This is a genomic window from Bordetella sp. 15P40C-2, from assembly GCF_009763235.1.
GTDB lineage: Bacteria > Pseudomonadota > Gammaproteobacteria > Burkholderiales > Burkholderiaceae_B > Bordetella_A.
Genome location: NZ_WSJA01000012.1, coordinates 21,794 through 48,381, shown reverse-complemented (window position 1 = coordinate 48,381; position 26,588 = coordinate 21,794). Strand labels below are relative to the sequence as shown.

25 protein-coding genes are annotated in these 26,588 nt (G+C 61.7%); 12 read left to right on the top strand and 13 right to left on the bottom strand.

All coding sequences use genetic code 11. The features are described from left to right. Positions 1-5: 5 nt before the first annotated feature. The 6 genes from cydB to GOQ25_RS04785 form a co-directional block, all read right to left on the bottom strand. A complete protein-coding gene (gene cydB, locus GOQ25_RS04810) occupies positions 6-1,139 on the bottom strand; it encodes a cytochrome d ubiquinol oxidase subunit II (protein WP_160349311.1) in 1,134 nt (377 codons plus the stop codon). Between the two features lie 4 nt (positions 1,140-1,143). Then, positions 1,144-2,730 (bottom strand): cytochrome ubiquinol oxidase subunit I, encoded by a 1,587-nt coding sequence (locus GOQ25_RS04805; RefSeq protein WP_160349310.1) that lies wholly within the window; start codon positions 2,728-2,730, stop codon positions 1,144-1,146. A gap of 106 nt (positions 2,731-2,836) precedes the next feature. Beyond that, positions 2,837-3,022 (bottom strand): hypothetical protein, encoded by a 186-nt coding sequence (locus GOQ25_RS04800; RefSeq protein WP_160349309.1) that lies wholly within the window; start codon positions 3,020-3,022, stop codon positions 2,837-2,839. An 80-nt stretch (positions 3,023-3,102) separates the two neighbouring features. Further along, entirely contained in the window at positions 3,103-4,401 is a 1,299-nt protein-coding gene (locus GOQ25_RS04795; protein WP_236844316.1) for a cytochrome c, read from the bottom strand. An 8-nt stretch (positions 4,402-4,409) separates the two neighbouring features. After that, the gene (locus GOQ25_RS04790) at positions 4,410-4,955 is read right to left on the bottom strand and encodes a (2Fe-2S)-binding protein (RefSeq protein ID WP_160349308.1); all 546 of its coding nucleotides are present in this window, start codon (positions 4,953-4,955) and stop codon (positions 4,410-4,412) included. Then, positions 4,952-7,885: a xanthine dehydrogenase family protein molybdopterin-binding subunit gene (locus GOQ25_RS04785; RefSeq protein WP_160349307.1), complete on the bottom strand. Its 2,934-nt coding sequence runs from the start codon at positions 7,883-7,885 to the stop codon at positions 4,952-4,954. The genes GOQ25_RS04790 and GOQ25_RS04785 overlap by 4 nt, the downstream gene beginning before the upstream one ends. Positions 7,886-8,193: 308 nt before the next feature. Between GOQ25_RS04785 and GOQ25_RS04780 the strand changes: the two genes are divergently transcribed. Then, on the top strand, positions 8,194-8,493 hold the full coding sequence (locus GOQ25_RS04780) for a hypothetical protein (protein ID WP_160349306.1): 300 nt from the start codon (positions 8,194-8,196) through the stop codon (positions 8,491-8,493). Positions 8,494-8,524: 31 nt separating this feature from the next. Here GOQ25_RS04780 and GOQ25_RS04775 read toward each other — a convergent pair whose 3' ends face one another. Continuing rightward, a complete protein-coding gene (locus GOQ25_RS04775) occupies positions 8,525-9,265 on the bottom strand; it encodes a 16S rRNA (uracil(1498)-N(3))-methyltransferase (RefSeq protein ID WP_160349305.1) in 741 nt (246 codons plus the stop codon). A 267-nt stretch (positions 9,266-9,532) separates the two neighbouring features. Between GOQ25_RS04775 and tkt the strand changes: the two genes are divergently transcribed. The 3 genes from tkt to GOQ25_RS04760 are packed head-to-tail and all read left to right on the top strand — an operon-like array spanning position 9,533 to position 13,794. After that, the gene (tkt, locus tag GOQ25_RS04770; RefSeq protein ID WP_160349304.1) at positions 9,533-11,569 is read left to right on the top strand and encodes a transketolase; all 2,037 of its coding nucleotides are present in this window, start codon (positions 9,533-9,535) and stop codon (positions 11,567-11,569) included. Between the two features lie 14 nt (positions 11,570-11,583). Next, positions 11,584-12,594, top strand: coding sequence for a type I glyceraldehyde-3-phosphate dehydrogenase (gene gap, locus GOQ25_RS04765; protein ID WP_160349303.1), 1,011 nt, complete (start codon positions 11,584-11,586; stop codon positions 12,592-12,594). Between the two features lie 6 nt (positions 12,595-12,600). Continuing rightward, positions 12,601-13,794 carry a phosphoglycerate kinase gene (locus GOQ25_RS04760; protein WP_160349302.1) on the top strand — a complete coding sequence of 398 codons (1,194 nt, stop codon included), beginning with the start codon at positions 12,601-12,603 and terminating at the stop codon, positions 13,792-13,794. A gap of 81 nt (positions 13,795-13,875) precedes the next feature. Here GOQ25_RS04760 and GOQ25_RS04755 read toward each other — a convergent pair whose 3' ends face one another. The 4 genes from GOQ25_RS04755 to GOQ25_RS04740 form a co-directional block, all read right to left on the bottom strand. Next, entirely contained in the window at positions 13,876-16,266 is a 2,391-nt protein-coding gene (locus GOQ25_RS04755; protein WP_160349301.1) for a DUF3141 domain-containing protein, read from the bottom strand. Between the two features lie 211 nt (positions 16,267-16,477). Then, positions 16,478-17,116, bottom strand: coding sequence for a glutathione transferase (gene yfcF / locus GOQ25_RS04750; RefSeq protein ID WP_160349414.1), 639 nt, complete (start codon positions 17,114-17,116; stop codon positions 16,478-16,480). Positions 17,117-17,221: 105 nt separating this feature from the next. After that, on the bottom strand, positions 17,222-17,551 hold the full coding sequence (locus GOQ25_RS04745; protein ID WP_160349300.1) for a DHCW motif cupin fold protein: 330 nt from the start codon (positions 17,549-17,551) through the stop codon (positions 17,222-17,224). A 15-nt stretch (positions 17,552-17,566) separates the two neighbouring features. After that, the gene (locus tag GOQ25_RS04740; RefSeq protein ID WP_202109330.1) at positions 17,567-18,052 is read right to left on the bottom strand and encodes a GNAT family N-acetyltransferase; all 486 of its coding nucleotides are present in this window, start codon (positions 18,050-18,052) and stop codon (positions 17,567-17,569) included. A gap of 249 nt (positions 18,053-18,301) precedes the next feature. On the opposite strand from GOQ25_RS04740, the gene GOQ25_RS04735 reads away from it, so the two are divergent. Together GOQ25_RS04735 and GOQ25_RS04730 are read left to right on the top strand one after the other, a co-directional pair. Beyond that, positions 18,302-19,021 carry an AzlC family ABC transporter permease gene (locus GOQ25_RS04735; RefSeq protein WP_160349299.1) on the top strand — a complete coding sequence of 240 codons (720 nt, stop codon included), beginning with the start codon at positions 18,302-18,304 and terminating at the stop codon, positions 19,019-19,021. Next, positions 19,021-19,362: an AzlD domain-containing protein gene (locus GOQ25_RS04730; RefSeq protein WP_160349412.1), complete on the top strand. Its 342-nt coding sequence runs from the start codon at positions 19,021-19,023 to the stop codon at positions 19,360-19,362. The genes GOQ25_RS04735 and GOQ25_RS04730 overlap by 1 nt, the downstream gene beginning before the upstream one ends. A 52-nt stretch (positions 19,363-19,414) precedes the next feature. Here the strand turns inward: GOQ25_RS04730 and GOQ25_RS04725 are convergent, their stop codons facing one another. After that, positions 19,415-20,893: an inorganic phosphate transporter gene (locus GOQ25_RS04725; protein ID WP_160349298.1), complete on the bottom strand. Its 1,479-nt coding sequence runs from the start codon at positions 20,891-20,893 to the stop codon at positions 19,415-19,417. Between the two features lie 147 nt (positions 20,894-21,040). Between GOQ25_RS04725 and mog the strand changes: the two genes are divergently transcribed. The 3 genes from mog to GOQ25_RS04710 all read left to right on the top strand — a co-directional run bounded on the left by mog (position 21,041) and on the right by GOQ25_RS04710 (position 23,003). After that, a complete protein-coding gene (gene mog / locus GOQ25_RS04720; RefSeq protein WP_160349411.1) occupies positions 21,041-21,676 on the top strand; it encodes a molybdopterin adenylyltransferase in 636 nt (211 codons plus the stop codon). 113 nt (positions 21,677-21,789) lie between these two features. Continuing rightward, positions 21,790-22,128, top strand: a complete 339-nt coding sequence (locus tag GOQ25_RS04715) for a hypothetical protein (protein WP_160349297.1) — start codon at positions 21,790-21,792, stop codon at positions 22,126-22,128. Positions 22,129-22,133: 5 nt separating this feature from the next. After that, the gene (locus tag GOQ25_RS04710) at positions 22,134-23,003 is read left to right on the top strand and encodes a peptidoglycan DD-metalloendopeptidase family protein (protein ID WP_160349410.1); all 870 of its coding nucleotides are present in this window, start codon (positions 22,134-22,136) and stop codon (positions 23,001-23,003) included. Positions 23,004-23,074: 71 nt separating this feature from the next. Here GOQ25_RS04710 and infA read toward each other — a convergent pair whose 3' ends face one another. Next, the gene (gene infA / locus GOQ25_RS04705) at positions 23,075-23,344 is read right to left on the bottom strand and encodes a translation initiation factor IF-1 (RefSeq protein WP_160349296.1); all 270 of its coding nucleotides are present in this window, start codon (positions 23,342-23,344) and stop codon (positions 23,075-23,077) included. Positions 23,345-23,869: 525 nt separating this feature from the next. Here infA and phnC point away from each other — a divergent pair. Genes phnC through phnE form a run of 3 tightly spaced genes read left to right on the top strand, consistent with a single transcriptional unit; the run spans position 23,870 to position 26,554 of the window. After that, complete coding sequence (gene phnC / locus GOQ25_RS04700; RefSeq protein WP_160349409.1) at positions 23,870-24,712, top strand: phosphonate ABC transporter ATP-binding protein; 843 nt, start codon at positions 23,870-23,872, stop codon at positions 24,710-24,712. Positions 24,713-24,739: 27 nt separating this feature from the next. Continuing rightward, complete coding sequence (phnD, locus tag GOQ25_RS04695) at positions 24,740-25,717, top strand: phosphonate ABC transporter substrate-binding protein (RefSeq protein WP_160349295.1); 978 nt, start codon at positions 24,740-24,742, stop codon at positions 25,715-25,717. 42 nt (positions 25,718-25,759) lie between these two features. Beyond that, entirely contained in the window at positions 25,760-26,554 is a 795-nt protein-coding gene (gene phnE, locus GOQ25_RS04690) for a phosphonate ABC transporter, permease protein PhnE (protein WP_160349294.1), read from the top strand. The last annotated feature ends 34 nt before the right edge of the window (positions 26,555-26,588 follow it).

The following is a 26,588-nucleotide window of genomic DNA, read 5'->3' as shown; positions in this document are numbered from 1 at the left end:
TTTCCTCAATACGCGTGTTCGTTGGATTCGACGCTCTTGGAGTCGACCTTGCCACGCATCACCCAGAAAGCCCAGCTGGTGTAGGTGAGGATCAGCGGGATATAGATGATGGTAAAGCCCAGCATCCAGCCTTGCGTGAGCGTGCTGGCGCCCGAATTCCATACCGTCAAGCTATGCGACGGGTTGGTCACCGACGGCATGATGAAGGGGAACATCGCCGCGCCCGCGGTAGCCAGCACGCCGATCCAGGTCAGCGCACCGAGCCACCAGGCGGCCAGACGACGATTCAAGCGCGTGGCGATCAGACCCAGCACCATGGCGGCCAAGGCGATGATGGGCAGGGCCCACAGCACCGGATGCGCCGCAAAGTTATCGAGCAAGCCGCCGGCCGTGCGTTCCACCACCTGATGCAACGGGGTCTGTGGCACGCCGTCGCCGGGATGCTTGACCAGACGATAACCGTCCAGCTGAGATGCCCAGAATCCACCCACCACAAAAAGCACCAGGAACACGATGCCGCCCAGCGTCGAGGCGTTGCGCGCGCGATGCGCCAAGCCCCATTCGCCGCTACGCATCAGGATATTGCCGCCCATATAGATCGACAGCGACAGCGAGGTCAGGCCACACAGGATCGCAAACGGGTTCAACAGTTCCCAGAAGCTACCGGTGTAGTAGGACGTCATTCTCCAGTCGAAATGGAACGGCACGCCCTGCAGCACGTTACCGATCGCCGCGCCGTAGATGATCATTGGCACGCAGCCCGAGACAAACAGCGTCCAGTCCCAGGCATTGCGCCAGCGGGCGACCGAGATCTTGCTGCGATACTCGAAACCCAGCGGCCGCACGATCATGCTCCATAGCAGCACGAGCATGACGATGTAAAAGCCGGAGAAGGCCGTGGCGTAGACCAGCGGCCACGCGGCAAAGATCGCGCCGCCACCCAGGATGAACCACACCTGATTGCCGTCCCAGTGTGGGCCAATGATGTTGAGCGCCACGCGGCGGTCTTCGTCGGTGCGACCGACGAATCGCAGCAGCGTGCCCACGCCCATATCCATACCGACCATGATGGCCAGCCCCATCAGCAGCACGCCAAGCAGCAGCCACCAGATCAGCGTAAAGACCAATGAAAGTTCCATGTGTTTAGCTCCGGACAGTCGTAGTGGCAGGGCCAAAGGCGGGGGCGGGCGTGTGATGGCCGTCCTCGGAGTCATCGGGACCCTTGCGGATGGCACGCAGCATCAGGAACATCTCGATCACGATGAAAATCGTATAGAGCAGCACAAAGCCTACGATCGAGAACACCATGTAGCTCACGCTATGCGTGGAGGCGGACAGCCAGGTCGGCAGCACCTCGTACACGGTCCACGGCTGACGGCCGACTTCCGCCACGATCCAGCCCGCCTCGCAGGCGATGAAGGGCACAGGGATCATCCATACGCAGAACTTCAGGAAACGCTTGCGATCCTGCACCTTGTTGGTCAGCGTATAGACCGTGGCCAACACAAAGAACGCGAGCATCAGCAGACCCGCGGCCACCATGATGCGGAACGACCAGAACACCAGCCAGACTTCCGGAATCGTGTCTTTGGCCGCGCGCGCGATATCGGCGTCCGTGACGCGCGTCACGTCGCCTTCGGGGGCATAGCGTTGCACGAGGAACCCGTAGCCGATATCGGCCTTGTGTTTCTCGAACTGAGCCAGGGCCTCTTGATCGTGCGGATTGGCGCTCAGGCGTTCCATCGCTTGAACGGCGGGGATGCCGTTACGGATGCGCACCTTGGCCTGCTCTTGCAGCACATCGGCGGCCGGCAGCGTGCCATCCAGCGAGTGGGTAACCAGGATCGACAGCGCCGCCGGCACCTGGATTTCGAAGATGTTGCGCTCTTCGCTTTGCGACGGAATCGCGATGGCGTTAAAGGCCATCGGCGCTTTTTCCGAGGTCCACAGGGCTTCCATCGCGACCAGCTTGGTCGGTTGAGTATGCGCACCCACATAACCCAGCGCATCGCCCAGCGTCAGCACGCCGGCCGTGCCCAGCACGCCAAACAGCGCCGCGACACGGAACGAGCGGCGCGCCAGTTGCACGTGACGGTTGCGCAGCATGTAGAAGGCGCTCACGCCACACACAAAGATCGCGGCGGTCACGTAACCGGCCAGCACGGTGTGCACGAACTTGGCCTGCGCGTCGGGGTTGAAGAACAGCGCGCCAAAGTTATCCAGCTCCATGCGCATCGTGATGGGGTTGAACTCAGCGCCCTGAGGATGCTGCATGAACGAGTTGGCCACCAGAATCCACAGCGCCGACAAGTTGCTGCCGATCGCCACGAGGAAGGTCACCACCAAATGCTGCACCTTGCTCAGACGATCCCAGCCGAACACCATCAGCCCGACAAACGTCGATTCCATGAAGAACGCCATCAGGCCTTCCACGGCGAGCAGCGTACCGAAGGTATCGCCCACAAAGCTGGAATAGAACGACCAGTTCATCCCGAACTGGAATTCCATGGTCAGACCCGTGGCCACGCCGAGCGCGAAGTTGATCAGCAGCAGCTTGCCCCAGAACTGGGCCATCTGCTTGTAGATCAGCTTGCCGGTGGTCACGTAGACCGTCTCCATCGTGGCGATGATGAAAGACAGGCCCAACGTCAATGGTACGAACAGAAAATGGTAGAGCGCCGTCGCCGCGAATTGGTAACGCGATAAATCGACGACTAAATCATCAACCATGGCAGTTTCCTAGTGATATGAGAGAAATCGGAATCGTTGGGGAAGTGTTGGTCCGCAGGCGCGAGCCGGCGCTGCGGCAGGCCGCTTTGGCGCGGTGTGCAGGTGATCAACGACCGGGTGAAGCGGTGTCTTTTAGACTATCCGGTCCGCAATGTCGTTGACCATTGTCAAATGTGCAGGTCACGCCGGGCATATTCTCGAGATCTTTTGCCAGTTGTTCGTCGCGGGCGGTGCAGCCGGCCGCAGCCGTCACCAGCATCGCGCCGGATAGCAGAGTCGGGATGAATTTCATAAAGTTCTCGTTACGCGTTTGTAGGTGTTATGGTTTCGCGGCGGGGGTGATCACGCCCAATCGATTAAACGGTTTAACCATCATTGCCGGGTTCCCAGCGCTCGCACTTCCTCGGCTTTGACGTCTTTATCCTGGCCGCCCCATTGGGCTCGCATCCAAGTGGCCAGTCCGGCGATTTCCTCGTCGCTCAGGCGCTTTTCGAATCCGGGCATGGCGTACATGCGTTGATTGCCAGAGAATGTCTGCGTCTCTATGCCGTGCAGCACGACGGTCAATAGATTCGCCGGGCTATCCATCATTACCGTGGCATTGCCCTTCATTGGCGGCGCGACGTTCGGAATGCCTTCGCCCTGCATGCCATGGCAACCCGCGCAGGCGGAAATATACGCGTGACGGCCTGGTTGCAGCGCGGCGTCCGAGGCGCGCGGCAGCGGCTCAGGCCCCGGGGCGGGCGTCAGCAGCTTGCCTTGCCTGTCGGTCATCAGATACGTCGCAATGGCGTCTACATCCGCGGTTTGCATAGCGCTGGTCGAGAAATGCACCACGGTGTACATGCCACCGAACGCGGTACCCTGGGCAGATATCCCGGTTTGTAGATACTGGCTCAGCGATTTGGCGTCGAATCCGCGCTGCGCCAGCATCTCGGCCGTAATGTTGGGAACGACCAGCCCATCGATGACGTTGCCGCCTTCCAGAGACCGGGAGAAATCGTTGCCCATCGTCTCCGTAAGCGGGGTATGGCATGCGCCGCAATGCCCCAGGCCCTCGACAAGATAGCCGCCGCGCAGCCATTGTTCCGATGCGCCCTCGCGTGCGGGGGGCTGGCGATCCGGGAAATTGATCAAGGTCCAGAAATTCATGAAGGGCCGCACCGGGAATTCGAACACCCCGGTGTTCGGGACGTTCGGCTCTGCGATGGGCGGCAAGCTCATGAAATACGCATACAGCGCATCAATGTCTTCGGGACGCGTCATGTGCGTGAAGACAAACGGCATGGCGGGATAAAGGTTGCGTCCGCCGGGCGCGATACCGTCGCGCAGCACGCGATGGAAATCTGCGCGCGTGTAGTTACCGATCCCGTAGGTGGTGTCGGGGGTGATGTTGGTGGAGTGCAGGGTGCCAAACGGCGTGTCCAGCGGCACGCCGCCCGAGGCTCTGGGCCCTTGCGGCTTGGAGTGGCAACCAAAGCAATCCCCAGCCAGTGCAAGTTCGCGTCCACGTGGCAGCAATTCTCGCTTCTGGTCCTCGGTCAACGGTTGGTCGACCCCTGGCGCCACGCTGGAGGTTCGGAACGCTCCAAGCAAAACGGCCAGCGTCGCTACGATAAGCACCGCCAGAATGATAAGAATCGTATTGCGCAAGCCGCGACGTTTCATCATCGTCTCCCTCAGTCGATGACGCAGCCGGGCGTTTTCAACGCCACGTCCTGCACCGCCTGGTAATAGCGCACGTAGCCGGTGCAGCGGCAGATATGGTCGTTCAAGGCGTCCTCGATGCGGCTTTGCAGGTCGGCGCGTTTGACCGGTTGGCGCTTGAGGGTCTCAATGAACACCGTGGCGGCGGCCACGAACCCCGGCGTGCAGTAGCCGCACTGGAAGGAAAAGTGCTCGATAAAGGCTTGCTGCACGGGCGTGAGCTCGCGCACTTTGCCGTTTTCATCCCGCTTGGCCTGGCCTTCAATGGTGATCAGCGTTTTGCCATTGAAGAAATGGGCGTCGAAAATACAGGTTCGGGATTCGATCGGCGGGCCGTCCGGCTGAATCTCCATGATCGTACAGGCGTGGCAAATGCCCTGACCGCAGCCGAAGCGGGTGCCGGTCAGGTTCAGATGTTCGTGCAGGAAATCGATCATCGGCAGACCGACCGGGACATCCACGGGCCCGACTTTCTGGCCATTGATCGTGAGAGACAGGGGCCGTTTTTCGAGGCTCATAGCGTCATCGCCTTTTTGATTTTGGTGGGCGTCACGGGCAGGTGATAGAACCGCTGCCCGGTCGCGTGGGTGATCGCATTGCCAATGGCCGCGACCACCGGAATCATCACCACCTCAGCCAGCCCTTTGGGCGGCGAAGTCTGCGTGAGCGGCTCCAGATATTCCGCCGTCTGTGTCCACACGGCCACGTCTTTGGCGCGCGGCAGCGTATAGCGGTTGAAGTTCCACGTCCCGTTGCCGGGGCCATCGCCATACAACGGCAGATCTTCCATGAGGGCATGGCCAATACCCATGGCGACGCCGCCTTGCTGCTGGCCCGACACGAGTGCTGGCACCACGACGTTGCCCGGGTCGAGCAAACTGTGGTGGCTCATCACCTCCACGGCGCCCGTGAACGTGTTCACGTTGACTTCCACCAGACAGCCGGCCGGCGTGTAGGTCGTGACGCCCGCGTTATTACGCTGCGCCGGCGGAAAATGCACCGCGCTGCGTTCAATAAAGTCGTAACCGCCGGTTTGCATGCGCGCTTTCAGCGTGGCCGGCGCACCGTCGCCGTAACGCACGGCCAACGCGTCGACCGGCAGTGTTTTCATGCCGATGCCCGGGATGTCGAAGTCCGCGCGCGCCCATTCCCAGCGGCTGAAGCAGTGCACCGCTACGCCCGTGATCAGGCCCATCTCGTGCGCTTTGCGGGCAATGTCTTCGAAAGGGATCGTGGCCATGCCGCCGCCACCGATGCCGCCGGGCACCGCGCGCAGATCTTTGGCCGTCATGTAGCCGCTGGCCAACTGTCCACCGGCCGGGCCGCTGCTCCAGATGGCGCGCGCGGCGGGCCAGATCGTGTTTTCGAGCAGGAACTGGGCCGCCTGGCGGGTGCCGAAGCCAATGAAATAAACGCTATTGGAGGCGCTCATCGCCGGCAGTATGTAGGGCACCCAGTACGGATCGCGCGCCAGTTCGTCCTGCTGTTGCTGCGTGATGGTAAACGGCTCGAAATTGCTCTTGAGCGGCAGCTGTTGGAAATCCGTCTCGCCAAAGATCGCCACGTCTGGCGCTTTGCCGAGGAGGCGTTGCACCATGACTTGTTGGGCCGTGGTCGCCCCGGTGCCGATTTCCTGCACGCAGTGGCGCATCGTCAGTTTGCCGTGGGCATCGAACTCCAGCACCAGGGCCGTCGTGTCGGCGCCGGTGCCATAGTCCTTCTGAACCTGCGCAAAGCCCACGCCATAGCGTCGGCCGGGATTGGCGGCTTCGTATTTGACCTTCGCCTGCGCGCGGTTCAGCCACAGCGGGTGGCGAGCGGCGCGTTCCAGCATCTCCACGTTGCGCGGGTCGCCCAGTTGCACGGCGCCTTGCGTGTTCGCATCGCCGGCCCGCAGGGCATTGCGGCGGCGCAGCTCGATAGGGTCGATGCCCAGTTCGGCCGCCGCTTCATCGACCAGCAGCTCCGTGATCGACATGGCCTGGATCGTGCCATAACCGCGCATCGAGCCGGCCTCGACCGCGGCCGTCGCGATGGCCGCGGTCGCCAGATCGGATTTGGGGAAGTAATAAATCGACTGTGCGGCCGTCGCGGCTACCTGCGCGACCGAGAACGAGAAGTTCGCGCGCCCGCCGCCATTGCAGTTATAGAAGCCTTTCAGAATCTCGAATTTGCCCGTGGCGCGGTCCGCAACCAGCGTGATATCGACCTCGATGCTGTGGCGCTTCATGCCCAGCTGGAACTGCTCGTAGCGATCGTTGGCCAGCCGCACCGGCGCGCCCTCGCCGTAAAAACAGGCGGCGATGGTGTAGAACGGAAAGATCGAGTGGTCCTTGGACCCGTAGCCTACCGTCGTGCCAGACAGGATCTCGATTCGTTCAACCGGAAAGCGGGCATTGTCCTTGACCATGTAGGCGGCCACGCGCGCCACTTCATAGGGCGACTGCGCCGCGATCAGCACGTGCAGCGTGCGCGTGGCGGCGTCGTACCAGGCGTTGCCGTTATCCGGCTCCATGGCACTGGGGTCGATCGACTGCGAAAAGCCTTGGCGATGGAGGACGAGTTTTGACGGGTCTTTCCGGGCGGCCTCGATCTCGGCTTCGATCGCCTTGGCCGCCGCCATGCCGCGTTTCATGGGCTCGTAGGTTTCCCGGGCCACTTGCTCCGCATCGCGTACCGCGCCGCCGCCGCGATGCGGCAGCATGACCGAGCGCGGCACGAACATGCCGCCGGCAGCGGGTTCGGGCCAGGTGGGCGTGTCACCGTCGAAATTGCCCCAGATCACCGCGTCCTGCATCGGCGAGAAGGCGGCGGAGTCATCGGGTGCCGCACCACCCACGCGCACATAGCGCGCCGCCCCGTAGTTTGGCGGGGGTTTCAAGCCGGTGTATTGCCCATACTTGACCGCGCTTTGCTCGAAACGCAAGCGTCGTTTAGCGGCTTCATAGCGGTCCGCGTCGTGGTAGATCAGCAACGCAACGGGATGGCCGTAGAGTGGGGCGGTCTTGCCTCGTGGCAGCAGGAAGTACTCGCCATAAAATCCCTGACCCAGGTCGGCCGGCTGAGGCACGCTGACTTTGTCGCGCTCCATGTCCTCGTAGCGAACGACGCGGTCAGGCTGCAGATCGGGCCCCAAAACGGAAAGGTCGATGTCCTCGAACGCATGCTCGACATCGGTGGCTTTCAGGAAAAAACCGTGAGCCTGTTGCTCCGGCCAGCCTGGCAGATCCCGTGCACGGAAGTCGCGAGCGAAAACCTTGTCGCCAGTGACTTTGCGGACCGCATCCCAACGGTATTTGACACTGCCGTCCGGCGCCAGCCAATCGTCGCTTTCAACGCCCGAATGGACTTCGCGGGCCTGCACGGATGGCAAACGGCCAAACATGACGGTGATCCCGCCGAACGTCCCCAGTTTGATGAACTGTCGCCTGGTGAAACGCGTAGCCATGGTCACCTCCTCTCTGCGCTTTAAAACTGCACTTTCAAACGTCGAATCGACGCCTGTCCTGGCAAGTTCCGCACGGATCCATTCAGGTACAGAGTGGCAAATTTGATCGTGCTTGCCGCAACGCGATCAAAGTGCGACTATGCCCGCGAACCGCAGCATGATCCCGCGAGGTATCGCACATTGCCGGGCTGCCGTTGTGCAACTTCGCCGCGCGACAATTTTTCTTTTTGAATAGTAGCAAAAGATTTCGTTACGTAGAATGGTGTCACACGTTTAACGTCGGCTCATCCCACCTAAAAGGAATATGCATGCTTAAAAAGGCGTTTTTAGCGTTGTTTATCTACACAGTGGCCGGCGGCGCGCATGCGCAGGCGCCCTCGCCGGACGAGGTCAAACAGGCCTTGTACGACCGCTACGCGATCTCGCAAAGCGCCGGCCAGCTGCGTAATGCGTTACAGACCGAGGTGGCGGTGGGGCCCTGTGTGCCACAGGGCAGCCAATACCAGTGTCAAATCGATAACAAGGCACTGGGGACGTCGATTCCGATGATTTTCGACTTTGATCCGTCCACCAAAAAGTGGAAATACGTCAGGGAAATCCGCAACTAAAGCGAGTGGGGGCGTTGACGGGCGGCGAGGGTCACCAGCCGAGTAAAGCAGTAATGGCGGCGATCAGCGCCACGCCCGCAGTCTCGGTGCGCAGCACGCGCGGGCCGTAACGTACGCTACGTACACCGTGGCGGGCGGCCAGCTCAAGCTCGGCGTCCGACCAGCCGCCTTCCGGGCCAATCAGCAGACTGATGGATTCCAATGGCCCCTGTTCGCGCGCTTGCTGCAGCACCTCGGTTAGCGTTCCGGCAGCTTCGGGGTGGCACAAGAGGCGCAGGCCGGGCTCAGGCAGTGCCAGCCATTCCTGTAGCCCCATGGGCGCGTCCACGGGCATCAGTCGATTGCGTCCGCATTGCTCCGCCGCCGCTTGCGCGATGCGTGACCAGTGGGCAACCCGCTTTTCCAATCGCGCGCCGCTTAGCTGCAGCACGCTGCGCTGTGCGGTAATCGGCGTCACCCGGCTGGCCCCCAGTTCGACGGCCTTTTCCACCACCCAATCCATTTTGTCGCCGGAAGGCAATCCTTGCGCCAGCGTAATCCGACCCGCTAGTTCGGCCTCGCGGGGCAAATGCTCACCAAGCTGCGCGTTGGCGGTTTTCCCCTCCACGATCAGCGTCGCCGGATATTCGCCTCCCTGCCCATCGAACAACACGATATCGGCACCGTCGCGTAGTCGTAATACGCGCACGGCATGATGAGCCAACGCGTCCGGCAGGGCGATGCGGGTCCTCGGGGAGAGCGGGGCATCGCAAAAGAATCTCGGTAAAGACATAGTGCGGCAGATCGTACAGCGGTGGAATGAAAGGCGTGCAAAGGGAACAGTCGGCTTGTACGAGGATGGCCCATTGCCGACTGCAAAACGCGTAGCCTACCATTCTGCGCGCCGCGCTCTAGCGCATAGCGATAAGTGGCTGCATCATGCGACCCGTCAGGCAGGGCCGCGATCGCCTGGGGTATCCCCGGATGCTAAAATCATCCGCTTTACAAACCTCTCACCTGGCCACGTTTTCTAGCGGCCGGAGTCTACGAGTCTTTCCGCATGAGCTCATCCACTGCCCAACCCCTGGCCCTGGCCGACGCGATTCGCGTCCTCGCCATGGATGCTGTCCAACAAGCTAATTCGGGGCATCCCGGCGCACCGATGGGAATGGCGGAAATCGCCCAGGCACTGTGGCTGGGTCATCTGCGTCACAATCCCGCCGATCCGGCCTGGGCCAACCGCGACCGTTTCGTGTTGTCCAACGGTCATGGCTCGATGCTGATTTATGCGTTGCTGCATCTGACTGGCTACGATCTGCCGATCGAGGAGCTCAAGCAGTTCCGCCAGCTGCATTCGCGCACGCCGGGTCACCCCGAGGTGGGTATCACCCCCGGGGTCGAAACGACTACCGGCCCCTTGGGCCAAGGCTTGGCCAACGCGGTCGGCATGGCGCTGGCCGAGGCCTTGCTGGCTGCCGAGTTTAACAAGCCCGGCTTGCCCATCGTGGACCATTACACGTATGCGTTCGCGGGCGATGGCTGCCTGATGGAAGGCATCTCGCACGAGGCGTGTTCGCTGGCCGGCACGCTCAAGCTCTCCAAACTCGTCGTGCTGTACGACGACAACGGCATCTCGATCGACGGCCATGTGGAACACTGGTTCGGCGATGACACGGCCAAGCGTTTCGAAGGCTACGGCTGGAATGTGATTCGCGGCGTGGACGGGCATGACGTCGCCGCTGTGGAGGCCGCGATCGCCCAAGCACGCGCGCAATCCGAAAAGCCGACCTTGATCGTCTGCCGCACCATCATCGGCAAGGGCGCGCCCACCATGGCGGGCACGCACAACGTGCACGGCGCTCCGCTGGGCGCGGGCGAAATCGCCGCGACGCGTGCCGCGCTGGGTTGGACTGCCGCCCCGTTTGAAATCCCGCAGGCTGTCACCGAAGGCTGGGATTCGCGCGAAGCCGGCGCGCAGGCGCAAGCCGCCTGGCAGGCCGTTTTCGACGACTACGCCGCGCAATATCCGGCCGAAGCTGCCGAATTCACGCGCCGCATGAAGGGCGATCTGCCCGCCGATGCCGCCGACAAGATCCAAGCCTTCATCCAGGCCACCAACGACAAAGCGGAAACCGTCGCGACCCGCAAGGCCTCGCAGTTCGCCATCACCGCGCTGGCCGAGATCCTGCCCGAAATGCTCGGCGGTTCCGCCGACCTGACCGGCTCGAACTACACCGACTGGAAGGGCGTGGCCCCGGTGCGCGCGGGCAAGGACGGAATCCAATTCGGCCGTCACATCAACTACGGTGTGCGCGAATTCGGCATGGCCGCTGTCATGAACGGCGTCGCGCTGCATGGCGGCTATCTGCCGTTTGGCGGCACGTTCCTGACCTTCTCCGATTACTCGCGTAATGCGATCCGCATGGCCGCGTTGATGAAGCAGCGCGTCGTGCATGTCTTCACGCACGATTCGATCGGCTTGGGCGAAGACGGCCCGACGCACCAATCCATCGAACACGCCGCCAGCCTGCGCCTGATCCCGAATCTGTCTGTCTGGCGTCCGTGCGACACGACCGAAACCGCGGTGGCCTGGGCCTATGCCGTTTCGCGTCCGGCCAGCATCGGCATGGATGTGCACGATGGCGGCCCGACCGCGCTGTTGCTGTCGCGTCAAAACTTGCCGTTCGTGGCGCGCGATGCCGACACCTTGAAAGCAATCGAACGCGGTGGTTACGTTCTGCGTGACGCAAACGATGCGCGTGCCGTTATCATCGCTACCGGTTCCGAAGTCGCCATCGCATTGGCCGCACAGGAGCAGCTCGCCGAGCAGGGCATCGCGGTACGTGTTGTTTCCATGCCGAGCACCGACGTGTTTGATCGTCAGGATGCCGAATGGAAGCGCGCCGTGCTGCCCCCGGGGCTGCCGCGCGTGGCTGTCGAGGCCGGCACGACGGGCCTGTGGCATAAATACGTGGGGCTGGAAGGCGCTGTGGTCGGCATCGACCGTTATGGCGAATCGGCACCCGCGGGAGCCTTGTTCAAGTTCTTCGGTCTGACTGCCGACAAGGTAGCCGAGACTGTCAAGCAAGTTTTGTAAAAGGAGCTCTAGTCATGACCATTCGTGTCGCCATCAACGGGTACGGCCGTATCGGCCGCAACATCCTGCGCGCCCACTACGAGGCCGGTAAGAAGCACGACATCGAGATCGTTGCGATCAACGATCTGGGTGATCCCAAGACCAACGCGCACCTGACGCGCTACGACACCGCCCACGGCAAATTCCCCGGCACCGTCGAAGTCGACGGCGACTACATGGTCGTCAATGGCGACAAGATCCGCGTGCTGGCCAACCGCAATCCCGCCGAGCTGCCCTGGGGCGAGCTGAACGTGGACGTGGTGCTGGAATGCACGGGCTTTTTCACCTCGAAGGAAAAAGCCAGCGCCCACCTCAAGGGCGGCGCCAAGAAAGTCATCATCTCGGCTCCCGGCGGCAAGGACGTGGACGCAACCGTCGTGTACGGCGTGAACCACAACGTGCTCAAGGCTAGCGACACCGTCATCTCCAACGCTTCGTGCACCACCAACTGCCTGGCTCCGCTGGTCAAGCCCTTGCATGACAAGCTCGGCCTGGAAACCGGCCTGATGACCACCGTGCACGCCTACACCAACGATCAGGTGCTGACCGACGTCTACCACGAAGACCTGCGTCGCGCGCGTTCGGCCACGATGAGCATGATCCCGACCAAGACCGGCGCTGCCGCCGCTGTTGGCCTGGTGCTGCCGGAATTGAACGGCAAGCTCGACGGCTTCGCGATTCGCGTTCCGACCATCAACGTGTCGCTCGTCGACCTGTCGTTCGTGGCCAGCCGCGACACCACCGTTGAAGAAGTCAACAGCATCCTGAAGGCCGCTACCGAAGGCGAGCTCAAGGGCATCCTGACCTACAACACCGAGCCTCTCGTTTCAGTGGACTTCAACCACAACCCGGCCTCGAGCAACTTCGACGCTACGCTGACCAAAGTGTCCGGCAAGCTGGTGAAGGTCTCGTCGTGGTACGACAACGAGTGGGGCTTCTCCAACCGTATGCTCGACACCACCGTCGCGCTGATGTCGGCCAAGTAATCCATCATGGCCAAGGTCAATACCCTGTCCGCGCTGGCCAAGTCTGGCGCGTTGCATGGCAAGCGGGTGTTTATCCGCGCCGATCTGAACGTGCCGTTTAACGACGCCGGCCAGATCAGCGAAGACACGCGTATCCGTGCCTCGGTGCCGGGCATCCGCCTGGCGCTTGACAGCGGCGCCGCTGTCATGGTGACCTCGCACCTGGGACGCCCGAAAGAGGGCGTGCTGACCGAAGCCGACTCGCTGGCCCGCGTGGGCCAGCGTCTGTCGCAGTTGCTGGGCATGCCCGTGCAGCTGGTTCAGAACTGGGTCGACGGCGTGACGGTTCATCCGGGCCAGGTCGTGCTGCTGGAAAACTGCCGCGTCAACGCTGGCGAAAAGAAGAACGACGAAGCCTTGTCGCGCAAGATGGCGGGATTGTGCGACGTCTATGTCAACGATGCGTTCGGTACGGCCCATCGCGCCGAGGCCACCACGCACGGTATCGCGCGCTTTGCGCCGATCGCCTGCGCCGGCCCGCTGCTCGAAGCCGAACTCGATGCCCTGGGTCGTGCCCTGCATGAACCCAAGCGTCCGCTGGTTGCCATCGTTGGTGGCTCCAAGGTCTCGACCAAGCTGTCCATTCTTCAGTCCTTGGCCGACAAGGTCGATCAGCTGGTCGTGGGCGGCGGTATCGCCAACACGTTCATGCTGGCGGCTGGCTTGTCGATTGGCAAATCGCTGGCCGAGCCGGATCAGGTCGAAGAGGCTCGCGCCGTCATCGAGATCATGAAAAAGCGCCGCGCCGACGTGCCCATCCCCACGGATGTGGTGTGCGCCAAGTCGTTCGCGGCGGATGCCGAAGCCACCGTCAAGGCGGCCGACGCAGTTGAAGCCGATGACATGATTCTGGATATCGGTCCGCAGACCGCGCAGCGTCTCGCCGAGATTCTGCAACAGGCTGGCACCATCGTCTGGAACGGTCCGGTAGGCGTGTTCGAGTTCGATGCGTTCGCCAATGGCACCAAGGTGCTGGCTCAGGCCATCGCTGAATCGCCCGCGTTTTCGATCGCGGGTGGCGGCGATACGCTGGCTGCCATCGCCAAGTACGAGATCGCCGAGCAAGTGGGCTACATCTCGACCGGCGGCGGGGCTTTCCTCGAATTCCTGGAGGGCAAGTCCTTGCCCGCCGTGGCGATTCTGGAAGAGCGCGCGGATTGATCGCGCACGGGCGCTTCGAGCGTCCGGCAGGCGTTAAAAAACCAGGCACTGTGTGCCTGGTTTTTTATTGCGCGCAACGGCCTAACTTTTCGTACGTTTGCGCACTGTCGTCTTACGTGGGGACGCGGATGCGCGGCGCTTGGACACTGCTGCACCCTCGGCCGTGAGTTCCGGGCTGGGCACGGCTTCGGCGGTCTCGGACCCGAGCGGCGCGTTCTTCGTATGACGTGATGCCCGCTTTTTGCCGGTGGGACTGCCACTCGCCATCTGTTCGCGCGCCAAGGCGCGTTGCGCTGCCTCGCGGAATATCGTCTCGACTTCCTCCAGGCAGGCGCGTGCGCGTTCGCTCAATGGTCCCGTCGCTTCCAGCACATGACGCATCGTGCCAAACGCATGGCGGATCTCGTCAGCCGACGCACCCTCCAACAGCTTGGGCATCGCTTGCAGCGCGCCCTGACGGTCCAGGCGCATCATCAGCGCCTGATCGCGTGCCACGTCTTTGAATTCCTGCAGCGCGAGATTGGCATCGGCGTCAGCGCGCATTTTGCGCAGCATCGCGAAACTGCGTTCGTCGAAGCTGCCCTCCGCGCTGGAGACATAGAGCATCATGCGGATCGCCGCCTCGCGCACGCCACCTTTATCCAACTGCGAGCGCAATTCGGCCGCGCGCTGGTCCATGAATTCACGGTGTTCTGGCGAAACGCCTGGATGCTTGCGTGGTGGGTCATCGCGCTTGGCACCGTTCAAGCCGGCCCAATCCTGCACCAACGGCGAGCCATAGATGCCCATGAACCATTGTTCGCCCGCCGCATCGCGCAGTTCCTGCCAGAAATTAAGGCCCGTCACGATGCTGTTCGACATCATCCGCTCCATGACGACGAACGGGTTGTCGGCTGCCACCGGCCGGCGGTTTTCACGTGCCTGCTGCGCCATCTGGGCGACCGGCGCGACCCACGGGTTGCGATCGGAAATCAGTTCATAGGGCAGACGCAGCGGATGCATGCGCTGCATCCATTCCGCGCTTTGCGGCGTGACCATCGCGCGTACCCACGGTTGAACAAAGCTGCGGTACAGACCCAGGTTGATATCGGAAATCCGCGACACCGCCGCAAAGCGCCGGTCGTCTTCCTCATTCCGATCGACGATGGCACGCACATCGTCGAGCTTGCGCCGCGCGAACGACACCACGTAATCACCCGGCGCCAGATCGGCATTAAGCGTCTCGGGCGTCTTGTCCGCGATTTCGGCCTGATAAATGCCAGGTGGCAACACATCGATCAAATCGATGTTCGCGGTGAATTCGGTATGTTCCTTACGCGCGACCGAGCCGGAAACGAAGATGCCCAGGTGGCCAATGCTTTCGTGAACGGCGTAGACGATGGTCTGCCCATGGGCCACGACTTCCGCATCGTCCTGGTACAGATCGGGGATCCAGCCCAGCGCCTGCGGCGGCGGCGTGATGTTATCGCCCTTGGAGCAAAACACGATGATTGGCGACCGGATATTGCGCAGGTCGATGCGGATGCCGTCAGAGGTCACCAGCCCCGCCGTGGACAGACGGTTACCGATAAACAGGTTGTCGACGATGTACTGAATCTCGGGGCCATTCAGAAACACATGGCCGCCCCACCAGCGCTCGAAGTCCAGGTATCGCGACGCCTCGGTGTCCACTTTGGCGTACAGGTTGTACTGTTTACTCCATAGCGTATTGGCCGGATTGAGATTCTCGAAATTTTGTACAAGCCAGGCGCCATCAAACTGGCCGTTGCCCAGATCGCTGGTCATGGCCGTCAGCCAGCTTCCTCCCAGCAATCCGCCGCTATACCGCATCGGGTTCATGCCGCGCCAACCGGCCCAATACGATAGGGGCGCCCCCGCGACAATAATTGGCCCAAACAGCTCCGGTCGCATCGCCGCGGTCATCATGATTTGCCAGCCGGCCTGGCAATTCCCGACCACGACAGGCTTGCCCTCGGATTCGGGGTGCAGTGCGATGATTTCCTCAAGGAATCGCGCTTCGGCCCGCATGACATCCTCGACCGTCTGGGTTTCGGTGGGCTGCGGCAGAAACGAGGCGAAATAGCAGGGGTGACCTGCTCGCACCGCGACGCCGATTTCGCTTTCCGGTTTGAACCCCCCAATGCCCGGGCCGTGCCCCGCGCGCGGGTCCACCACCAAGAAGGGCCGTTTCAGCGGATCGGCCGGCACGTCATCAGGCGGCACGATGCGCAGAAGTCCATAATTCACCGGTCGCTCGAATTCCCGGGCATCCAGCACCAGCTCGGACTTCATACTCAGCACGTTGGGATGACGCTTGGCCATGTGGCGCTGATACTGATTGCCGCGCTGACGCATGACATCGGCGTACAGCACACTGCGTTGCAGCGTATCTACTGTGTAATCGTAGGCGGCCGTCCAAGGATTGGCGGACGGCGAGGCAGGAGACTGTTGATCGTTGGTGGGTTTGGCCACGGCGATCTCCGATTGGTATAGACGCGGGACGCGGCTATAGGGGGATGGACACTTTACGGACAAACACCATTACAGCGCAATAAATGCTGCGTTGCAACATGGAGGGTGAGGCAGGTATCGCAGCGCGCCATCGGCGTCGCGAAGGGGCGCCGCTCTGAGGCGCGGCGCGCACGCGCTCCCGGGCTTAGCGGGTGGAGGACTGAGCTCCGGCTTACCGGGCTTCCTGATTGAGCTTCAGCCAAGCCTGAACGGGCGGACGCTGCCATTGCTCGTCGGCATAACGCTGCAATGCAGGGGGCAGCTCATCGTCGCCTGCGAGGCGTCGCAGCATAAGGGCGAGTTCGGTATCGGCGATGGTCCACCGATCGAATAACGACGGCTGACCCTTCGGCAACAGCGTCTGGGCCACGCGCAGCAGCTTCGCGGCCGCCGCTTCGGCCGCGGCGCTCAGTGGCTCGACAGCTGCGCCGTGAAACACCACCTCCGTCGGCCGTTCCTCGCGTAGCGCGCCCAGATCGCTGCGCAACCAGGCTTGAATCTGACGCATACGGGCGCGTGCCTGGGCACTGTCCGGGAATAGCGCCGCATATTGCGGAGCCGGGAATACCTCTTCCACGTACTCGATGATCGCGCTCGATTCGGTCAGATGAAACCCCTGGTGCGTCAACGCTGGCACACGCGCCGTCAGGGCGCGGCTCGCATACGGCCGCAGCCGCTGTTCGCCGGCTTGCAGATCGATCATCCGCAGTTCCACGGGCAGTCCTTTTCCGGCCAGCGCGACGTAAGCGCTCATGGCATAAGGACTGAGCAATCGGGCATCCACGTAAAGCGTCAAGGGCGCATCAGACATTTCAGGCAAAGTTACCGTATCGTTCGCGGCGAGGTCCCCTCATGGCCGCGAGACGGCCGCATCCGTCTCGCGCGCTAAGTTAGAGGGTAAACGAAAATGCCTGTGTCAATCTACGATGAATAGACGCGCGCCGATGGGCGTGGACGAACGGTGCGCCTCGGCTTGGTCGGCGACTTGATAGCTCATGCCGGGAACCAGTACAAACCGGCGTCCATCCTCCAGTTCGGTGTGCAGTTCCCCCTCGAGGCAGAACAAAATGTGACCCTTGCTGCACCAGTGATCCGCCAGATAACCGGCCGAATAGTCCACCATGCGCACACGAATATCGCCGAACTGGCACGTGCGCCAGTACGCCATGCCGGTCTGGCCGGGGTGTTCGGTGGGTTCAATCGTGTGCCAGTCCGTCGTGCCGAACGGAATTCCTTGCATTTTCATGTTGCGATTCCAAAGTTATGCGGGAAGTTTCTTTTGCCAGAACATGGCTTGTCCGGTTTCCTCGGCCAAGGCATAGCCCTCAAAACCCGCCTTGCGATACAGCGCTTTGGCGGGTTCATTACCTTGCAGGACTTCCAGTGTGATCTTGCAGCAGCCTCGCGACAGCGCGACTTCGTCCAGTTTTGATAGCAGGGCTTGAGCAATTCCCATGCCCCGGTAGCGGTTCGATACCATGAAGTCATGCAGATTCAACAATGGCCGGCAAGCGAACGTCGAAAACCCCTCAAGATAAATGGCGAGACCCGCGGGCTCGTCGTTGTGCAAGGCAATCAGCGCGCCCGCCGTCGGGCGTTTCGCCAGCTCTGGTATCAGGTTGGCGCGTGCATAATCAGACAGCGGTTCACTGCCGCCCATGGGATCGCGCGCGTACTCGTCGAGCAGCGCCAGCACCATGTCGCCATGGGCGCGAAGGTTGAAATCTGCGTGAATGATAGTGAGCAAGGTGGTATCCGAATGATCAGCCGCGTACGCGAAAATCTGCTAGTGCGGCTCAATGCGTATTATGCCGCCCCTGGCGGGTACACTGGCCCTTGGCTGTGTGTCGGTCTGGGATCAGTACGCAACTCGGGCGGGAAAAGCAGCGCATGCGGTATGGTCGCCATTCGCCATTTCGCCGTGAGTGCAGCTTGTGGCCTGCACGCGCGCGTCGACCCGCCCGTCTATTTGCTTTTGTTGTGCCTGGAGTGTTTCATGTCCCGATCGTCTGCGCCGCAGTCGCAGCCATCCGTACCGATAGCCGGCGCCAGCTGGTCCGGACTTAAAGCCTGCTTGCCGATTATGATCGGTTACTTTCCGGTTGCTGTCACATTCGGCATCGCGGGATCGGCCGCCGGCTTGTCGCCCCTACAGGTGGTGCTGACGTCGGTCTTTGTCTATGCCGGCGCCAGTCAGTTCCTGCTACTGGCCTCAATCAAAGCCGGCACGCCCTGGCTCTGGGTCGTGGCACTGTGTTCGCTGTTGAATGCGCGGCACCTGCTGTACGGGCCTCTGTTGTCGCGGTTCTTGCCGCCCCGGCTAGCCACGCGGCTGCAAGTCGCTTTCCTGCTGACGGATGAGGTCTTCGCTACGGCCTTACACCGTCTCGAGCACGTGACGCCCGCCCATCGTGGCCGCTGGATGATGATGCTCGGGCTTGGCGCATGGCTGACATGGATTAGCGGGACAGCGGTGGGTGTGTATGCGGGAGACGGTTTGGAGCAGCACTTTCCGGTGGTGGCTCAGGTAATGCGCTTTGCCTTGCCGGCTTTGTTCATGGCGCTGGTCTGCCAGACGGTCACGCGCGAGCTGCGCGCCGCAGTGCTCGCGGCGTTGGCGGTGGGCGCGCTATGCGCGTCGCTGGGGTATACCACGCTTGCTATCGTTGCCGCCGCCATCGCGGGCTGCGTCACTTTCCGTTTACAGAACGCATGATGAGCGGCGACACCCTCGAATTCTGGGCGGCCGTGATGGCAATGGCCGTGATCACGTATCTAACCCGCTCGCTGCCTTTCTTGCTGTCGCGCCGGCGCCAGCCACGGCCTGGCGCCGCTGGGCGTTCAATGTTTACCGCGTTAGGCCCGGCCTTGCTGGCGGGCATCGCCACGGCCGTCATCGTGCCGGATATCCTGGCACTTGAAACGCGTGGCGAAATTCTGCCCTATGCCGGGGGTCTGCTCGCCACGGCGGTAGGCGTGAAGCGACTAGGAAACGCCGGATTCGCCGTCATCCTGGGCGTCATCGTGTACGGTGTGCTGGTGGTAATGGCGGGCTGATCGCCGCCCGCCTGTCTTTGTCTTTACCGCATGGTGCGCAGATCGCCGCCCATCAGCCGGCGATCTGCATGCCGATCCAGAACAAGCTGGCCGCCAATATCATGGAAGCAGGCAGCGTCAACACCCAGGCCATCAAGATGGTGCGTATTGTGCTGCCATGCAAGCCGCTTCTATTAGCGACCATGGTGCCCGCCACGCCCGAAGATAAGACGTGCGTGGTTGAAACCGGCAGGCTGAATACGTTGGCCAGTCCAATGGCCCCGACGGCCGTTAACTGGGCCGACATGCCTTGCGCATAGGTCATGCCTTGCTTGCCGATTTTTTCGCCGACGGTCAGCACCACGCGGCGCCAGCCGACCATGGTGCCTGTGCCCAGCGCCAGCGCGACGGCGACGATCACCCAAAACGGCGCGTATTCGGTCGTGGCCGTCAGGTCTGCCCGCAGACGGTTCAGGTCTTCCCGGTCGCGGCTGTCCAGGCCTTCGAGCGAGGCCACTTTCTTCGCCGTGTCATCCAAGCACAGCAGATAGCGGCGCACGGTAATGCGCTTGGCGGCGGGAAGCTCTTGATAGCGCGTCACGCCGGTCAGCTCTTTGCGCAGCGCGTCGATCGTCGCCAATGTGAGCTGCGGATCGCAATGAAACTGCTCCGGCAGATGGCTGCTGTCATGACGGTTGCTCGACAACGCCAGGAAGTGATCGACGGCGTCTTGATTGCGCGTATAGAACGCTTGCAAGTGCGTGGCAGCATCGCGCGTGCGGTCGATCTGATACGACGTACTGTTTTCGTTCAACACGAACTGGGCCGGCACGATACCAATCAGCACCAGCATGATCAGGCCGATGCCTTTCTGGCCATCATTGGAGCCGTGGACGAAGCTGACGCCCATGGCCGACAAAACCAGCACCAGACGGTTCCAGAAAGGCGGGTGTTTTTTCGAATCCATCTGCTTACGCTGCTCTGGCGTCTTGTGCATTTTCGAGCTCGGCCACCAGCGCTTGAACAGCAGCAACAAGCATCCCGCCACCAGGAATCCGGCAATAGGCGAAAAGACCAGCGACAGGGCGATGTCCATGGCTTTACCCCAGTTCACGCCATCTGCCAGCGGCACGTCGGTGATGAGGGCATTCGCCAGGCCCACGCCCAGAATCGAGCCGATCAGCGTGTGCGAGCTGGATGCCGGGATACCGAAATACCAGGTGCCCAGATTCCAGGCGATCGCGGCGGCCAGCATCGCGAACACCATGACCAGACCACGACCCGTGTCCACATTGATGAGCAGTTCCACGGGCAGCAGATGCACAATCGCATACGCGACGCCCACGCCGCCCAACAGCACGCCGAGAAAGTTGAATATCCCCGACATCACGACTGCCAGATGCGGCGGCATTGCCTTGGTGTAAATCACGGTAGCCACAGCATTCGCCGTGTCATGAAAACCATTGATGAATTCGAAGGCCAGGACGAAAGTAAGGGCTAGGACCAGGCTGACGCCAATCCAGAACTCTAAGCCGGAGAAAAGATGAAACATAGGGGAGGGGGATGATTGGGCGGTGAGCGTAGGCTGAATTATTGCAGATTTATGGCAGTCACTTACGGTTTCCTGACTCAGAACGAGCCGCTGACCCGCTGCCCGGATAATGCGCTAGCATTTCGTTTTCGATTCTTTACGCTGGCTATGTCATTGACCACACAACCGTTAGTCCGCCGCCATCCCGACGATCTTCTGGTGGGGCTGGTCTCGATTTCCGATCGTGCCACATCAGGCGTGTATCAAGATGAGGGCATTCCAGCCTTGAAATCGTGGCTCGAAAATTCCCTGTCGTCGTCCTGGCAGGCCAGCGAACGTCTGGTGCCTGACGAGGCCTCGGCCATTTCGGCGGCCCTGATCGAGCTGGTCGATGTGGTGGGCTGCGACCTGGTGCTGACCACTGGGGGCACCGGCCCCGCGCGCCGCGACGTGACGCCCGAGGCGACGCTGGCGGTTGCAACCAAAGAAATGCCGGGGTTTGGCGAACAGATGCGGCAAGTCAGCCTGCAATTTGTCCCCACCGCCATTTTGTCGCGGCAGGTGGCCGTGATACGTGAGACGGCCGATCATGCTGCCCTGATCATCAATTTGCCTGGCCAACCCAAGGCCATCCGCGAGACGCTAGAGGGTCTGCGTGATGCCGAAGGCAATGTGCTGGTGCAGGGTGTGTTCGCCGCGGTGCCATACTGTATTGATCTGATCGGCGGGCCTTATTCGGAAACGCATGACGCTGTGGTCAAGGCCTTCCGCCCGAAGTCCGCGCGTCGTCCGCCGGCGCAGTGATCCGCTCCCGTGCCCGGCCGGCTGACCGGCGTGGGGCACGTCCCGCGTGCGCTATAGTTGGCTGGGATGGCCGTTTGCGACCGCCCCGTCATATCCATTGGGAAGACTGCTTTATGAATTTCAGAGCCCCTGTCGCCATCGCCGGCTTGCTGATCCTGGCCGGTTGCGCTTCGGTCAAAGACGTCGCCAAACGCGAACCTGTATTTTTTGGCTCCACCACGCGGACTGCTGCCGACTATGTGCAGTGCGTGGATTCCGCTTGGAAGGGGCTGGATACTCAGGCCATACGCCAGCCTATCCATAATGGTTACCAGCTTGTCGTGGAAGGCATGGCGGGCGTCGAGGTTGTGTTGAAGGCCGAGACATGGAAGGGCAAGACCGAGGCCAAGATGTACACCCGCGTTCCGCGTCTGAGCACGGCCTTGGCCGAGGCGGCAAACCTGTGTCTGTGAGCCGAATGCGCGCGACAACGGTCAGTAAACGATTCGCTTGGCTGGCGCGGGCGCTGGTGGGATTGACGCTGCTGACGTCTACGACAGCGGCGCTGGCCGAAGGCTATATCAGCCGCAAGCTCAATACGCCGGTGCCTGGGGGCGTGGCCGTCGTGCCGTTGGGCGCGGCGCCGCAAGCGCCGACCGTCAACTATGACGGCCGCCGCGTGATGGTGCTGCGCGATAGCGACGAGCAATGGATCGCGGTCGTTGGCATTCCATTAAGCGTGCGCCCGGGACGGCAGACTGTGCAGGTTCAGGGCGGCAGCGCATTGCCCTTCGACGTGCGCGCCAAGGAATATGTCGCGCAGCACATCAAACTAAAGAATAAGCGGCAGGTCTCGCCCGATCCCGAGGATCTCAAGCGTATTGAACGCGAACTCCAGGCGCAGTTGGCCGCGTATCGCACCTTCAGGGACGGGGTCACGCCTAGCAACGTGATATTGGACCGGCCCGTGGAGGGTGGACGGCTGTCGAGCCCGTTCGGGCTACGGCGGTTTTTCAACGGCGAGGAACGCAATCCTCATTCAGGGCTGGACTTCGCCGTGCCCACCGGTACGCCCGTCAAAGCGCCCGCGGCCGGGCGGGTCGTGCTGGTCGGCGATTATTTCTTCAACGGGAAAACCGTTTTCGTCGACCATGGCCAGGGCTTTATCAGCATGTTCTGCCACTTGTCCGCGATCGACGTGAGGGTCGGCGACGAGGTCGCTCGCGGGCAGACCATAGCGAAAGTCGGCGCCACCGGTCGCGCGACCGGGCCGCATTTGCATTGGAACGTGAGCTTGAATGACGCGCGGGTGGATCCCGCGATTTTCATCGGCGCGTGGAAACCCTAGCAGGGCGCTTGAGCCTCGCCGATGTGTGAGGTGCGCCCGCGTCGCCGGGCCACCGTCACGACGCCCCGAGATTAACGGTGGGGGCGGTGGTGCGCGGGACGCGGGGTGCTGGGCGCGCGCTCGTCTTTGTGACGGAAGTTAATGCGGCCCTTGGTCAAATCGTAGGGCGACATTTCCAGCGTGACGCGATCGCCAGCCAGGATGCGGATACGGTGTTTACGGATACGGCCCGAAGCATAAGCGCCGACTTCGATGCCATTGTCCAGCGTCACGCGGTAGCGGCTATCCGGCAAAACTTCGTCCACGATGCCGTCAAGTTCGATCAGTTCTTCTTTTGCCATGTATGAATCTCCTTGGTCTATACGCGCGTAGGCCGCGTAGTCGGCTGTGAACGCGTGGGCCCGAACAAGCTCGGGCTAAATGGGACAGCTATCGTCCCGGCAGGTCGGGTACGGGCCGGAATTCCTGGCGGAACCCGGGGCGGGTACACACGCCCGTATAGGGCGAAACGCGCGAAATGCGCGGCTTGGTCGCGATGGCGCTAAAGGGGCGCGTCATCGGAAGAAGCGGGTTCGAACGCCCTGTGTGGTACCCATACCGCCATTCGCGGGGCTGAAAATCCAGCCGGGACGCTCTCACACAGAACACTGGTAATGATACCGCGATCCTGGCTGTTTGACCAGGGTTTTCCCGTATTTGCTGCCTGTCTGTCGTATTTATGGCGGGGTGAGTTTGCCCCGACTGTGACAGTGGTGTGGCGCCCGAGGTGGCAAGCAGCTAATTTTGCCCTGCCGGCCGCATGCGTCGGTCATCACCCTGTCATGCCGGCTGAACAGAATGCCGCCATGGTTCAAACGGGGGTTCATATGATCGATGCGATCGAGGTGCGCGGCCTCAGCAAGTCTTTCCGCGCCGGGCACAAGGCTTTGGACGAGGTGGATCTGAACGTAGCGCCCGGAGAAATGGTGGCCCTGCTCGGCGCCTCGGGTTCTGGCAAGTCGACCTTGCTGCGGCATCTGGCCGGTTTTGTGGCGGCCGACCGGGGTGACAGCTACGTGCGGGTCAATGGTCGCGAGGTACAACGAAACGGCCGGATCCACCCGAAGGTGCGTCAAGTCCGCGCGGGGATCGGGTTTGTCTTTCAACAATTCAATCTGGTGGGACGCCTGCCGGTCATCACCAATGTGTTGGTAGGCATGCTGCCACGCGTGCCGCTGAGGCGCAGCCTGTTGCGCCATTTCCGCCACGACGAGGTGCGGGTCGGAATGGAAGCGCTCGCTCAAGTCGGCATCGATTACTACGCCCGCCAACGCGCCTCAACCCTATCGGGCGGACAACAGCAGCGCGCGGCGATCGCGCGCACTTTGGTGCAAAACGCGGGCGTCATTTTGGCCGATGAGCCGATTGCTTCGCTCGACCCAGAGTCGTCTCGCAAAGTGATGGACACGCTCGCGCATATCAATCGCACCCGCAAGGTGGCCGTGGTGGTGTCGCTGCATCAAGTGGATGTCGCGCTGCGATATTGCCCCCGTGTGGTCGCGCTGCGCCACGGCCGTGTGGTGTACGACGGCCCGGCAGCTGCGCTGACCGAATCGATGCTGCGTCAACTGTATGGCGCAGATGTCGCCGAGTTGTTGCCCGTGGAAGGCGGGCGGCTCACGGCGTCTCCTCCGTCTCTGGCCGCGCAGCCGATGGCTGCTGCGGCGTGAACGTCAATTTTTTCGGAGCTCAATTCCATGCTACGCAGGACTTTCCTCGCCCTGACCGCGGCCGCCACGTTCTCGTCGGCCGCGTGGTCGGCGGACATCAAACCCTTGAATTTCGGCTTCATTTCCACCGAGTCGTCGACCAATTTGAAATCGGCATGGCAACCTTTGCTCGACGATTTGAGCCAAGCGTTGGGTGTGTCGGTGGTTCCATTCTTCGCCTCCGACTATGCCGGGATCATCGAGGGCATGCGATTCAACAAGGTGCAGCTGGCTTGGTTTGGCAACAAGTCGGCGATGGAAGCGGTCGACCGTGCCCAGGGCGATGTCATTGCCTCAGTGATCGACGGGGATGGCAACCCGGGATACTGGTCGCTGCTGCTGGTGCATCAGGACAGTGATCTGCACACCTTGGAAGATGTGCTCAAGAAGGGCGGGCAACTGAGCTACGGCGCGGGCGATCCGAATTCCACCTCTGGCTCGCTGGTGCCGGGCTATTTCCTGTGGGCCGCCAATGGCATTGATCCAAAGAAATTCTTTAAATCCGTGCGCGCGGCCAATCACGAGGCGAACTTGCTTTCCGTCGTCAACAAGCAGGTGGATGTCGCTGTCAACAATTCGGAGATGCTGGAGCGATATCACCGCAGCACCGGCAAAGATGCGCGCGACAGCGTGCGGGTGTTGTGGAAGTCCCCTCTGATTCCGGCCGACCCCATCGTGATACGCCGCGACGTCCCAACTGAGCTGAAAAATCGGATTCAGACGTTTCTCGTCAACTATGGAAAGGGCGCCAACGCCCAGCACGAACAGCAAGTTCTCGCCAAGCTCACGTATCAGGGCTTTCGCGAATCGAGCAATACGCAGTTGATCCCCATTCGTCAGATGGAACTGGCAAAGCTAAAGCTGGGTATAGAAAACGACACCACCTTGAGCGCGTCGGACAAGCAAGCTCGCCTGGCTGAGCTGGATCAACGGCTGGCTGCGTTGAATCAGACGGCCGCGCCGTAGCGGCCGGTGGTGTACATGTAACTCTTCCTACGGATATCTTCTATGAGCGTTGTTCTGACTCCCCCGCCGTCGCCAGGCGGCGCGCGGTCTTCTCTGCCGAGCTTACTGGTGTGGGCAGTGGTGCTGGGGCTGTTGATGCTGTCCTGGCGCGGCGCGGATATGCGGCCGATGGACCTGGTAGCGGAATCCGGCAACATGGCGGCATATGCGGCGGATTTCTTTCCGCCGAATTTTCGCGATTGGCATATGTACATGAGCGAAATGCTGGTGACCGTGCAGATCGCACTGTGGGGGACTTTTCTCGCGATTGTCGTGGCTGTTCCATTGGGGCTGCTGTGCTCGGCCAATATCGTGCCCGCCTGGATCTATCAGCCGGTGCGTCGCCTGATGGATGCTTGTCGCGCCATCAACGAAATGGTGTTCGCGATGCTGTTTATCGTGGCGGTGGGCCTGGGGCCATTCGCCGGCGTGCTTGCGCTGTGGGTGCACACGACAGGCGTGCTGGCCAAGCTCTTTGCGGAAGCCGTGGAAGCCATTGATCCGCGTCCGGTCGAGGGTGTGCGCGCGACCGGGGCGAACGCGCTGGAGGAAATCGTCTACGGTGTCATTCCTCAAGTGCTGCCGTTGTGGACCTCTTTCGCGCTGTACCGATTTGAATCCAACGTGCGATCGGCCTCTGTCGTCGGCATTGTGGGTGCGGGCGGCATAGGCACCGTCTTATGGGAAATCATACGCAGCTTTCAGTATGCCGAAACCTGCGCAGTGATGATCATCATTATCGCGTTTGTCGTGGCGATTGACCTTTTGTCAGCGCAGATCCGCAAAGCGTTGATATAAACGCCATGCGCGCAGGCGGATGTCTGCGCGCATG